Consider the following 10,884-nt stretch of genomic DNA (forward strand, 5'->3'; position numbering starts at 1 on the left):
GTGGTGCTGGGACGGGAGGTCGCGGGTCTGCAGCGCAATCCGGCGCGCTATCGCGAGGTGGCCAACCAGATGCTGCAGGTGCGCGCGCTGTTTTCCGGCCGCACCGATGTGGTGCTGGCCGAGCGCCGCATATTCCGCCATCTGATGCGCAGCCCCGAGGCCGGTGTCGATGTGACGCCTGCCCTGACCGAGCATGACATCTTTCCGCCCACGCCCTATGGCGTCGCCTTCCAGCAGCCTGAGGATTGCGTGACCTTCAATCGCGGCCTGACGGAAATCCGGCGCAACGGCGTTTATGACGAGGTGCTGCGCCGCTGGGAAGCGGCGCAGCCATTCGGCTAGGCCGGGTCTTACGCCTGCGCCAGCCCGGTCAGCGCCTGCTGCTGGATCTGCACCGCGCGCGGATAGCACAGGCCGCGCCATTCGTCGTTGTCGGGATAGAAGGCGGCACGGATCTGCGCCTTGATCTGCTTGCCCTGGGCTGAGAACACATCGCCGCGCAGATGCAGCCAGTTGTCGGCGATCACCGAGAGCCGGACCTCTTCCGATGACAGCGTGCCGACCTCGATGGCGCTGGCCACCACGGTGGCCTGACTGCAGAAGCGCGCGATGCCCATACGCAGGTTGCCCTCGATCACCGGCGAGTCCGACTGGCCCATGGCCGGCGAGGTGACGGCATCACCGAACCAGGCGCGCGCCAGGTTCAGCGAGTCCGAGTCCACCGGATGGCGGCAGATCATTTCCGAATAGCCGAACGGGCCCAGCCCGGTGTGATAGTCCAGAACGCAGATGCGTTTTGCGGTGGCAAGATATTTTTCCGCGATGGCCTTGATGGTGCGATGCGACCAGCAGGCCTGGGTGCCGCCATAGAAGATGCCGTCGGCATGGCTGTGCTGGCCGCCGACGATGGCGGCCGTGGCCGCCCTGGCGCCGACGCGGGCATAGTAGTCGGCAATCTTCGTCTGGATGTTCGCCGCGATACCGGCATCCCAGCTCTGCGGCACCAGCCAGTCATGCACCTCGGCATAGGCCGGATTGGCCGGCGGCGCCTTGGTGGCGAAATCGATGAAGTTGCGGTTGATGTCCATGTTGTCTTCATTGACCCGGCGGCCCCAGGAGAAGCCGTAGGGGTTGCTGCCATGGATCGACAGCATCGCAGTATTGGCCGGCAGCTTGGCCGCATGGCCGTCCTGCAGCCAGCCGACCTGGCAGCCCGAGCCATAATAGCCTTCGATGCCATGGGTGCCCGACACGGTGACCAGCACGGCGCGCGCATCCTTCGGCCCGATCCAGGCGAGATCGGTGAACAGGTCTTCGCCGGCAATGCCCTTCAGCGGATGCTGGTAGTGCGCGAGTTCGGCGCCGGCGTTTTTCGCCGCACTGAGGAAAGTCTGCCGCGCGGTGGCGTAATCGGGCGAGAAGTGGGCGTGAATCGACATGGGGCTGGCCTGCACAAGGGGACAACAAAAATCATGCCGACTTTCTGCCGCAGGCGCCGGCTTGGCAAGCGTGAGCGGATTGGTCCGGATTGGCTCAGCGGAATCGTTATGCCGCCGGGCAGCCGATTTCCGATTTCGCGCGGGTAATACCCTCTTCAAAGGATCCGATGCCGGGCAGCAGCACGATTTTCCGATCCGGATGGGCAGCCATCGCTTGCCGATTGGCGACAAGACTCTGGTCCAGCGATGCGCAGGCGGCGGCTTTGTCATTCGTGCGATTGGATATCTGCGCCATGAGGAAATGCACGTTGGAGAGCCGGTCATACACCTTGTGCTTCTCGAATAGCACCGCGGCCTGCGCGAAATAGTCCTGTGCCTTGGCAAAACCCTCACCCGTCGCCGTGCCGGAACGACCGGGCATGGCGAGAATGGCTTCGCCGCTGCCGCCGTCGCGATAAAAGAGTCCGTAGCCGCGATAGACCTCGGCTGTGCTGACCTCGTTACCATCTTTCTGGGCAATGACGGCCGCCTCGTCCAAAAGCTGCTTGGCGCGGAAGATGCGGCCCTGCCGCTGCATCTCTTCGGCCTGTCCGACCTTCACCCGTGGGTCGGACGATGCGATGACACCAACAGCGGAGCACCCGGCCAAAACGGCGGCTAGCAGAAGAACGGGCAGACGCAGCATGCGGTTCATCTCCATAGTCAACTGTCTCTCTGCCGCCGCAGCAGAACATAAAACGCGCCAGCGCCGCCCATCTCCTGCCGCGCCGGCGTCACGCCCAGGATCTGGTCGCGCCACGGCCCGCGCCGCAGATATTCCGGCAGCCACGACCGCAGCACGCCGCGGCCCTGAAACGGCCCGGTCTCGATATCCCGCGAGGTGCCCTTGCCGGTGATCACCAGCAGGCAGCGCTTCTGCTGTGCCACGCAGTCGCGGATCAGCTTGCTGAGCGCGCGTTCGGCATTGGCCAATGTGAGGCCATGCAGGTCGAGGCGGCCATCGATCGGCAGCTCGCCGCGCTGGAAACGCTGCTTCAGCCGCTTGTCCATCTGCGGCGCCGGCTTGTCCGAATGCCTGCCATGCGCCAGCGGCGCTTTCTGTTTCGCCTCGGCCTTCGCATAGGCCGCAGCCCCCGCGCCCTCGGGCTTGTAGACCTTGGGCAGCGGCGCCAGCGGCTGCGGCACGATATTCGCAGCCTTCTTCAGCGGGCGCGCGGCCTGCGCCACCTGCTGCCAGGCGTCGCCATCGGGCACCAGCGGGGTGGGCTTGATCGTCGTCTTACGAACCATCCGCGATGAGTACGATATGCAGGCGCCGCGGTCCATGGGCGCCGAGCACCGGCACGCCTTCGATATCGGCGGTGCGCGACGGCCCGGTGACGAAATTGACGGTCCGCGGCCAGTTGTTCACATCACCCAGCTTGTCGCGCAGACGCTGGAAGGCCTCTTCCAGCGTGCCGGTGACCTGGCTCTGCTTCAGCACCACGATATGGTGGTCGGGCACGAAGTGCAGCGTGGTCGGCGTCGTGCTGGAGGAATGCAGCATCAGGGTGCCGGTCTCGGCAATAGCGGCAAAAGCCGGCGTCACGCTGACCAGATCCTGGCTGCGACCATGGCCGTAATCCACCTGCAGCATCGGCCGCTCGCCCCAGGGCATGCCCTGCAGCAGGGGGTCGGGTGAGACGCGCAGCTGCGACGGCAGGTTATGGCGGGCGAGGTAATCGACGATCTTGCCCGGCACATCCGCAGTGCCGGCGACGCTGTCGACGGTAACGGTCAGCGCCTCCACCTTGGCGGTGAACAGCGCCACCTGTTCGGCATGGGGCAGCTGGGCGCGCTTGGGCAGCAGGTTGCGCGGATGGCTGGCAATGCGTTCGGCCACGGCGGCCGGCCGTGCCGGATCATCCACCGTGTGTTTCAGGCCGGCGCGCAGGGTGGCAAAAATGCGGTCGCGGGAGCTGCTCATCTCAGGCCGCCTTCTTCTTGGACTTGTACTGGCTCATGAAGGTCTCGGCTGATTGCGGCGCCGGGAAGTCGCGGCCATCGGTCCAGCCCGAAGCGAGCGGCAGGCTGGCAATGCGGCCCTTGTCCTTGCCCAGCAGCTTCAGCGCGGCGATGGCCACGCATGCACCGAGCCGGTAGAGCCAGGGATGCCGTGCGGCAAAGGCCCAGGCCTCGATGCCCCAGCGCTGCAAGGGCGGGGTGATCTGCTGCTCATGCGCCAGCTCGCGCCAATGCCGCATGATATCGGGCAGCGGAATGCGCATCGGACAGACCTCCTCGCATTTACCGCAGAAGGTGGAGGCATTGGGCAAATGCCGCGCCGTCTCCAGGCCGATCATATGCGGATCGAGCGCCGCACCGATCGGGCCGGGATAGACCCAGCCATAGGCATGGCCGCCAACCGAATGATAGACCGGGCAGTTGTTCATGCAGGCGCCGCAGCGGATGCAGCGCAACAGCGGCTGCAACGCGGTGCCGAGCATTTCGCTGCGGCCGTTATCGACCAGCACGACATGGAATTCTTCCGGGCCGTCGATGTCTTCTGGCCGCTTCGGACCGCAGGAGAGCGTGGTGTAGCAGCTCATCTCCTGGCCGGTGGCCGAACGCGCCAGAACGCGCAGGATGGTGGAAAGGTCTTCCAGATTGGGAATCACCTTCTCGATGCTGGACACCGCGATATGCATTTTCGGCAGTGACTGGGTCAGGTCGCCATTGCCTTCGTTGGTGACGATCACGGTGGCGCCGGTTTCCGCGATCAGGAAATTGGCCCCGGTGATACCGACATCGGCCTTGAAGTAGGTGTCGCGCAGCACGCTGCGCGCCTCGGTGACCAGCACCTGCGGCTCGGTCGAGCGCGTGCCGGCCTTCTTGCCGTTCAGCTCGTAATCCGGATGATGATCCTCGAACAGTTCGGCGATCTGTTCGCGCGTCTTGTGCAGGGCCGGGCCAATGATGTGGCTGGGTGGTTCATGCGCCAGCTGGATGATGTATTCGCCCAGATCGGTTTCCACCGGCGTGATGCCGTGTTCGAGCAGGAAATCGTTCAGGCCGATTTCCTCTGTCACCATCGACTTGCCCTTGGTGACGATCTTGGCATCGCGCGAGCGGCACAGCGCCAGCACAGTTTCGCGCGCCTCGCGTGGCGTGCGGCACCAGTGCAGCTTGCCGCCGCGCGCGGTGAGCTGCTGCTCGAATTTTTCCAGGTAAAGATCGATATGCTGCAGCACATGATTCTTGATCTTGACGCCTTCGTCGCGCAGGGCCTCGAATTCCGGCAGTTCGCGCGCGGTCTCGACGCGGCGGCTTGCCATCGGGCCGCTGATGATGCCCATGGCCTTGCGCAGGTTGGGGTCGCGCAGCGCCTTGGCGGCATTGGCTTCGAAATTCTGGCTGGTGACTTCCATGCTCATGGCGTCGCCCTCACTTGCTCTCGCCGATGGCCGGCGTATCGGTCATGCCGGCCAGCACCTCGGCCACATGGCGCACCTGAATGCTACTGCCCTCGCGTTTCAGCCTGCCCGCCATGTTGAGCAGGCAGCCCATATCGCCGGCCAGCAGCAGGTCGGCGCCGGTGGCGTTGATATCTGTTGTCTTGCGGCTGACGATATCGGTGGAGACCTCGCCGTATTTGACGCAGAAGGTGCCGCCGAAGCCGCAGCAGGTTTCCGGCGTCTGCATTTCCACCAGCTCGACGCCAGCGACGCTGCCGAGCAGGGCGCGCGGCTGCGCCTTCACGCCAAGTTCGCGCAGGCCCGAACAGGAATCGTGATAGGTGACTTTTGCCTCCAGTTTTGCCGCCACCGGATCGGCTTTCAAAACATCGACCAGGAAACTGGTCAGCTCGAACATGCGGGCCGACAGATCCTCGGCGCGGCGCTGCCAGTCAGGTTCGGCAGCGAACAGCGCCGGGTAATGATCCTTGATCATGCCGCCGCAGGAGCCGCTCGGCGCCACCACGTAATCGTAATCCTCAAACGCCTCGATCACCTGTTTGGCAATCGCCACCGTGTCCTTGCGGTCGCCGGAATTATAGGCCGGCTGGCCGCAACAGACCTGCGCCTCGGGCACGCTCACCACACAGCCGGCATCTTCCAGCAGCTTGATGGTGGCGAAGCCGACACTGGGCCGGAACAGGTCGACGAGGCAGGTGACAAACAGGGCAACGCGAGGTTTTGAATCAATGGACGACATGCTGGTCTCCGGGGCGATGACTACAGGCCATGGCGGCGCAGGCCGCCGGCGATATGGTTTTGCAGGGCGGCGCGCGCCGCCTGTGGATCGCGGCGTTCCACCGCGGCGATGATGGCGCCATGCTCGGCCTCGATCTCGGCCAGGCGGTTCTGTTCGCGCAGCTGCGACAGCCGTGCCAGCTGCATCGCCTCGCGCGCATGGCGGCCGATGAACGCGGCGAAGCGGCGCAAGGCCGGATTATGCGCGGCCTCGGCCAGCACATCATGAAAGCGGATATCCTCAGCCAGGCCCAGGCCGCCGGCGGCCACCGCATCGCGCATCGCCGCCTGGGCCGCGCGCAGATTGCGCAGGTCGCGCTCGGTATGGCGTTCGGCGGCAAGCGCTGCGCAATCGGCCTCGATCAGCGCGCGCAGCTCCAGCAGATGGTCGTCATCGCCGGCACTGTCGAGGCGGAAAGCCTTGCCGCCGGGTGCAGCAGCGACAAAGGCGCCCTTGCCCTGGCGGGTTTCGACATAGCCATCGGATTTCAGCCGGGCGATCGCCTCGCGCACCACGGCGCGGCTGACATGATGCTGTTCGGCCAGGGCATGTTCAGACGGCAGCCGGTCATGCGGACGCCAGGCGCCGGCCAGGATCGGCTGCAACAGGGCATCTGCGAGGCTCTCGACCAGCGAGGGAGTCTCGGCGCGAACGGGCAGGCGGATATCGGACAGGACTGTCATTCCGGGCTGTCATGCTGGCGGTAACCTGCCTGACAAGTTATCTGGATTATCCTGTTATATCAACGTGAGAACCAGTCTCAACTGACGGCGGTTTCGCCGGCGCCGCCCTGTTCGATCAGCCAGGCGACGAACTGCATCACACTGCCCTTGCTGCGGTTGGCCGGATAGAGCACGTGATAGCCATCTGACAGCGCAATCGGCCCGCTGAGCGGCGCCACCAGCCGCCCGGCAGACAGGTCGTCATCGATCAGCGGCAGGGCGCCGACGGCGAAGCCTAAGCCCCGCGCCGCTGCCTCCAGCGTGAAATAGTAATTCTCGAACCGCGCCCCTGCCGTGGGCACCTGGCTGCGCCGGATGCCGGCCGCGGTGAACCATTCGGTCCAGGCAAAGGGTTTTGAATCGCAATGCAGCAGCGGCGCGGTCAACAGATCGCGCGCAGTTTTGATCGGATGCCGTTCGAGCAGGGCCGGCGCCGCAACCGGAAGATTGCGCTCGAGCAGGAACTGCTGGCAGGCAAAGCCCGGCTTGTGCATCTGGTGGCGGCGGATCACCACATCGAAATCGCCGTCGATCTGTTCCAGCGATGGCGTCGCCGAGGTCATCAGCCGCACCTCGACCTGCGGATGCGCCATCTGGAAGGCCGAAAGCCGCGGGATCAGCCAGCGCATTGCGAATGTTGCCAGCGTGGAAACGCGCAGCACCCGCATCGCGGTGGGCTCGCGCATGCGTTCGGTGGCGCCGGCCAGACGATCCAGCGAGGCATGCACATCGGCAAAGTAGGTGGCGGCACGCGGCGTCGGCACGCGGCCGCGACCGGACGGCTGGAACAGCTTGATGCCGAGAAAGCCTTCCAGCGTCTGGATATGGCGGCTGATGGCACCATGGGTGACGCCGAGTTCCTCGGCCGCCCTGGTCAGGCTGCCAAGCCGCACCGTGGCCTCGAAGGCGCGCAGGGCATTGAGCGGGGGTAGCGGGCGCATCTGTGAGTTTTCCTGACAGACAGGTGAGCAGAAAGCGGCTGGTCCGGCAAGCCCGCAAGCGTAGACTGCACCCGTAAAGCAGCCCTGTATTGCGAGGTTTCTGGTGATGTCCAGTCTCTCACTGCCCGCGCGGATCGCGCAGGGCAGCACGCTCTTTCTATGCCGTTTGCTCAACTCTCTGTGGAAGGCCCATAAGGCCCGCGCCGCCTATCAGCGCAGCCTGACCGCGCTCTACGAGCTGGATGACAGCCGGCTGCGCGATATCGGCCTGACCCGGGCCGACCAGAAGCGCGGCTATCCGGAATACTAGGCCGGCCGGCCTTTAATCGGGTTTGGTCGGGGCGCTTGGCAAGGCGCTGTCGCCCGGCCCGAGCGGACGCTGCATGAACACGCTGTCGACCCAGCGGCCATGCTTGAAGCCGATCGAGGGCAGCGTGCCGACGACGCGGAAGCCGAGCGCCGCATGCAGACCGATCGAGCCGAGATTCCGCGTATCGCCGATCACCGCCACCATCTGGCGATAGCCCTGCGCGCTGCAGCGCGCGATCAGGTTTTCCAGCAGGGCGCGGCCGATCCCCCGGCGCGGCGCATCGGGCGCGACATAGATCGAATCCTCGACCGAGAACCGGTAGGCGATGCGCGGGCGATAGGCGCTGGCATAGGCATAGCCGACCACATGGCCATCCAGCTCGGCCACCAAATAAGGAAGCCCCTTGGCCAGGATATCGGCGCGACGGCGGCCGATTTCGGCGGCATCTGGTGGCACTTCCTCGAAGCTGCCGAAGCCGTGCTTCACATGATGGCCGTAGATGGCGGTGATGGCGGGAAGGTCGCGCTCGTCGGAGGCGCGGATGATGACGGGAGAGGCAGACATGGCAGATCCAGCAATGGGCGTAGCCGCCACTATGCCACGGGGCCGGCCGCCGCGAAATCATCAAGCCAGATCCTGTACCGGAAGCCGTTGATATCGGGCACATATCCGGAAATTCACTTGTCGGGGCCGTGGTTAACACCCAGAGTGGGGCGATGAACAGCCCGTCCCCGTTGCCGCAACCTTCCGATGCCACCGGCTTGCGTTTCAACGCCACCGGCGCGGCCGACACGCCGCAGCCGGACTCCCCCGTGCTGCAGCAGTTGCTGCGCTACTGGGAGTCCAAGCGGGCACCGGATGGGCGGCTGCCGGCGCGGCGCGACCTCGATCCGCTCGAAATCCGCAGCCTGCTGCCGCATATCTACCTGATCGATGTGGTGCCGGGCAGCACAGCCGGGCGCCTGCGCTTTCGCATCCGCCTGCTGGGCGAGAAGCATGTCGATATCTACGGCACCGGCCTGGTCGGCCGGATGATCGACGATATCTTCCCGGCCGCAGTGGCGGCCGAATTCACCCGCCTCTATGCCGCCGTGGCGCGGCGGCGGGCCCCGGTGATCAATCGGGGCCAGGTGAGCTGGATCCACAACAAGGACTGGCTGCAGTATGAAGGCCTGCATGCGCCGCTGGCTGCCGATGGCGTCACCATCGACACCATCTTCGGCGCCGGCGCCTTTGTGGGTTTCGAGTAGGACGCTTTAAGACAGGGCGACGAGCTTCGCCGCCACGGCCTTTGGCAGCAGCAGCCAGAAGCGGCCCGGATGCTTCATGCGGCCGGCCACGCTTTCGGCCTCCGCGCCCGCGCCCCAGAACACATCGCCGCGCACCGCGCCGCGGATGGCGCCGCCGGTATCCTGTGCCACCATCAGGCGCTGCAGTGGTTTGTCGCCTCCGGAAGCCGATGCGGGCAATGCCGGCCGCTGGGCATCGAGCCACAGCGGCAGGCCGAGCGCATGGTGGCTGCGGTCCACCGCCAGGCTGCGACCCGGCACCAGGGCCACGCCCTGGGCGCCCGGCGGGCCATCGAGATCATCCTTCGGCGCCGGCAGTTCGCGGAAAAACACGTAAGACGGATTCTGTTTCAGCAACTCGGGTGCAGCATCGGGATTGGCGCGCAGCCAGGCGCGGATCGCCTGCATCGAGACATCCTCGCGGCTGATGGTGCCACGATCGATCATCACCCGGCCAATGGCGACGTAAGCGTGGCCGTTCTGCGCCGCGAAGCCGACGCGGGTTTTGGCGCCGGTATCGAGCTGCACCAGCCCTGAACCCTGCACCTGCAGGAAGAAGGCATCGGCTGAATCATCGAGCCAGACCAGCTCCAGATTCTTGTTCGCCAATGCGCCGGCATCGATCTGGCCGCGGTCCTCATAGGGCCGCAGGCGGCCGTCGCGCACCCGGCCGGCAATACGCTGGCCCTTCAGGCTGTCGCGGAATTCACCCAGGTCCACCTGCACCAGATCGGGCGGCTGGCGATACAGCGGCACGGTATAGCGGCCCTGCTTCTGGCGGCTGCCGCGCACCAGCGGTTCATAATAGCCGGTGAACAGCCCCTCTGCCTTGCCATCGCCGATCACGGCGACCGGCTGCAATTCGGTCTCGATCAGGCGCCGCAGGGCCGCATCGCTGCCGGGCGGCAGCGCGGCCAGCGCCGCGCAGAAGGCTTTCCAGTCATTGCCGCTGCCATACCGATCCATGCCATCGAGCGCACGCTCGTTGCGCGGGGTCATGCGCGCGCAGGAGCGCACCAGGGCCGGCAGGGCCTCGGAGACGCGATCGGCGGCATAGCCGGGCAGATCGGAAAACGCCGCGGCACGGAAGGCCAGGGCCGGTGGCGCCGGCGGCGGCTTGGGGGCGCAGGCCGCGAAGCAGAGCAGGCCGAGAAACGCGAGGCAGCGCCACCCAGCGCGCTTCATTCGCGGGCGCATCACAAGACCAAACTCAGTTCGGCGCCGAGGTGGCGATCAGCGTCCAGTTCGGATCGCGCGACTTGGTATCGCGGGCAAAGGTCCAGATATCGGTGACCTGTTCGACGCTGTTGGCATGGCCGCTGATCACATGACTCTGGGCATCCTTGGTCACGCTGATCAGCTCAGATTCGAATTTCACCGTCACTTCACCGATGCGGTTGTTCACCTGACTCTCGATGATCGTGGCGCCGCGCAGGCCGACAAAGGTGGTCTCCACCGTTTCGTTGCGCTTGGCGCGTTCGTCGATGGCGCCGGCGAAATCGGCAAAGACCTCGCGCGACAGCAGCGGGCGCAGGGCCTCCTTGTCGCCGGCGGCAAAAGCGGTCACCACCATTTCATAGGCGGCCTTGGCCCCGCCGAGAAACTCGGCGGCATCGAAATTCGGATCCGCGGCACGCAGCGGCGCCAGCGCGGCCTCCTGGGCCGGGTCGGCAGGGGGGGCGGCATCGCCGCGCGGCGGCAGGGCCACCACATTGTCGTCGCCGGCCTCGACCTCCTTGCCATCCTTGTCGGCAAAGGGCGGCCTGCGGCGTTTCTGTTCATGGCCGGTGCGCTGGCCCAGCACGGCGCGCAGGCGCAGGGCGATGAAGCCGGCAATGGCGCCAAGCAGCAGAATGTCGAGGAACTGGAAACCGTCACCCATTTGAATTGCCTGATATCCCTGTTTTGGGAATTTTACCCCCGCCGCCTGAGGCGGTCCAGCCATGCCGC

Annotated in this window: 14 protein-coding genes; 3 read left to right on the plus strand and 11 right to left on the minus strand. The window is 65.7% G+C overall.

The window, feature by feature from the left end:
- The coding region (locus AAG799_RS20240; RefSeq protein WP_341898701.1) for a transporter substrate-binding domain-containing protein at positions 1-342 on the plus strand (342 nt) is incomplete at its 5' end.
- Between the two features lie 8 nt (positions 343-350).
- Here the strand turns inward: AAG799_RS20240 and AAG799_RS20245 are convergent.
- The 8 genes from AAG799_RS20245 to AAG799_RS20280 form a co-directional block, all read right to left on the minus strand.
- Positions 351-1,439, minus strand: a complete 1,089-nt coding sequence (locus AAG799_RS20245) for a M14 family metallopeptidase (protein ID WP_341898702.1) — start codon at positions 1,437-1,439, stop codon at positions 351-353.
- Positions 1,440-1,545: 106 nt separating this feature from the next.
- On the minus strand, positions 1,546-2,124 hold the full coding sequence (locus tag AAG799_RS20250; RefSeq protein ID WP_341898704.1) for a hypothetical protein: 579 nt from the start codon (positions 2,122-2,124) through the stop codon (positions 1,546-1,548).
- A 17-nt stretch (positions 2,125-2,141) separates the two neighbouring features.
- On the minus strand, positions 2,142-2,729 hold the full coding sequence (locus AAG799_RS20255; protein WP_341898705.1) for a Smr/MutS family protein: 588 nt from the start codon (positions 2,727-2,729) through the stop codon (positions 2,142-2,144).
- On the minus strand, positions 2,719-3,405 hold the full coding sequence (locus tag AAG799_RS20260) for an LUD domain-containing protein (RefSeq protein ID WP_341898706.1): 687 nt from the start codon (positions 3,403-3,405) through the stop codon (positions 2,719-2,721). Before AAG799_RS20260 ends, AAG799_RS20255 begins: the two co-directional genes overlap by 11 nt.
- A 1-nt stretch (position 3,406) precedes the next feature.
- On the minus strand, positions 3,407-4,852 hold the full coding sequence (locus AAG799_RS20265; RefSeq protein ID WP_341898708.1) for a LutB/LldF family L-lactate oxidation iron-sulfur protein: 1,446 nt from the start codon (positions 4,850-4,852) through the stop codon (positions 3,407-3,409).
- 10 nt (positions 4,853-4,862) lie between these two features.
- Positions 4,863-5,633, minus strand: coding sequence for a (Fe-S)-binding protein (locus tag AAG799_RS20270; protein ID WP_341898709.1), 771 nt, complete (start codon positions 5,631-5,633; stop codon positions 4,863-4,865).
- Between the two features lie 20 nt (positions 5,634-5,653).
- Positions 5,654-6,355 (minus strand): FadR/GntR family transcriptional regulator, encoded by a 702-nt coding sequence (locus tag AAG799_RS20275; protein WP_341898710.1) that lies wholly within the window; start codon positions 6,353-6,355, stop codon positions 5,654-5,656.
- Positions 6,356-6,432: 77 nt separating this feature from the next.
- A complete protein-coding gene (locus AAG799_RS20280; RefSeq protein WP_341898711.1) occupies positions 6,433-7,335 on the minus strand; it encodes a LysR substrate-binding domain-containing protein in 903 nt (300 codons plus the stop codon).
- A 106-nt stretch (positions 7,336-7,441) separates the two neighbouring features.
- Here AAG799_RS20280 and AAG799_RS20285 point away from each other — a divergent pair, with 106 nt between their 5' ends.
- Positions 7,442-7,645 carry a DUF1127 domain-containing protein gene (locus tag AAG799_RS20285; protein ID WP_341898713.1) on the plus strand — a complete coding sequence of 68 codons (204 nt, stop codon included), beginning with the start codon at positions 7,442-7,444 and terminating at the stop codon, positions 7,643-7,645.
- A 12-nt stretch (positions 7,646-7,657) separates the two neighbouring features.
- Here AAG799_RS20285 and AAG799_RS20290 read toward each other — a convergent pair whose 3' ends face one another.
- Entirely contained in the window at positions 7,658-8,209 is a 552-nt protein-coding gene (locus tag AAG799_RS20290) for an N-acetyltransferase family protein (protein ID WP_341898714.1), read from the minus strand.
- Positions 8,210-8,361: 152 nt separating this feature from the next.
- Between AAG799_RS20290 and AAG799_RS20295 the strand changes: the two genes are divergently transcribed.
- Complete coding sequence (locus AAG799_RS20295) at positions 8,362-8,895, plus strand: PAS domain-containing protein (RefSeq protein WP_341898716.1); 534 nt, start codon at positions 8,362-8,364, stop codon at positions 8,893-8,895.
- Positions 8,896-8,901: 6 nt separating this feature from the next.
- On the opposite strand, the gene AAG799_RS20300 is transcribed toward AAG799_RS20295, so the two are convergent.
- On the minus strand, positions 8,902-10,119 hold the full coding sequence (locus tag AAG799_RS20300; RefSeq protein WP_341898717.1) for an MltA domain-containing protein: 1,218 nt from the start codon (positions 10,117-10,119) through the stop codon (positions 8,902-8,904).
- A 25-nt stretch (positions 10,120-10,144) separates the two neighbouring features.
- Positions 10,145-10,816 (minus strand): Tim44/TimA family putative adaptor protein, encoded by a 672-nt coding sequence (locus AAG799_RS20305; protein WP_341898719.1) that lies wholly within the window; start codon positions 10,814-10,816, stop codon positions 10,145-10,147.
- Between the last annotated feature and the right edge of the window lie 68 nt (positions 10,817-10,884).

This window comes from Ferrovibrio terrae (genome assembly GCF_943371255.1).
Lineage (GTDB): Bacteria > Pseudomonadota > Alphaproteobacteria > Ferrovibrionales > Ferrovibrionaceae > Ferrovibrio > Ferrovibrio terrae_B.

Excerpts from the sequence above, each read along its gene's own strand:
- AAG799_RS20260 (WP_341898706.1), bottom strand. The coding sequence starts at position 3,405 with ATGAGCAGCTCCCGCGACCGCATTTTTGCCACCCTGCGCGCCGGCCTG.
- AAG799_RS20250 (WP_341898704.1), bottom strand. The coding sequence starts at position 2,124 with ATGCTGCGTCTGCCCGTTCTTCTGCTAGCCGCCGTTTTGGCCGGGTGC.
- AAG799_RS20245 (WP_341898702.1), bottom strand. The coding sequence starts at position 1,439 with ATGTCGATTCACGCCCACTTCTCGCCCGATTACGCCACCGCGCGGCAG.
- AAG799_RS20285 (WP_341898713.1), top strand. The coding sequence starts at position 7,442 with ATGTCCAGTCTCTCACTGCCCGCGCGGATCGCGCAGGGCAGCACGCTC.
- AAG799_RS20305 (WP_341898719.1), bottom strand. The coding sequence starts at position 10,816 with ATGGGTGACGGTTTCCAGTTCCTCGACATTCTGCTGCTTGGCGCCATT.
- AAG799_RS20280 (WP_341898711.1), bottom strand. The coding sequence starts at position 7,335 with ATGCGCCCGCTACCCCCGCTCAATGCCCTGCGCGCCTTCGAGGCCACG.
- AAG799_RS20300 (WP_341898717.1), bottom strand. The coding sequence starts at position 10,119 with ATGAAGCGCGCTGGGTGGCGCTGCCTCGCGTTTCTCGGCCTGCTCTGC.
- AAG799_RS20275 (WP_341898710.1), bottom strand. The coding sequence starts at position 6,355 with ATGACAGTCCTGTCCGATATCCGCCTGCCCGTTCGCGCCGAGACTCCC.
- AAG799_RS20255 (WP_341898705.1), bottom strand. The coding sequence starts at position 2,729 with ATGGTTCGTAAGACGACGATCAAGCCCACCCCGCTGGTGCCCGATGGC.
- AAG799_RS20295 (WP_341898716.1), top strand. The coding sequence starts at position 8,362 with ATGAACAGCCCGTCCCCGTTGCCGCAACCTTCCGATGCCACCGGCTTG.
- AAG799_RS20290 (WP_341898714.1), bottom strand. The coding sequence starts at position 8,209 with ATGTCTGCCTCTCCCGTCATCATCCGCGCCTCCGACGAGCGCGACCTT.
- AAG799_RS20270 (WP_341898709.1), bottom strand. The coding sequence starts at position 5,633 with ATGTCGTCCATTGATTCAAAACCTCGCGTTGCCCTGTTTGTCACCTGC.
- AAG799_RS20265 (WP_341898708.1), bottom strand. The coding sequence starts at position 4,852 with ATGAGCATGGAAGTCACCAGCCAGAATTTCGAAGCCAATGCCGCCAAG.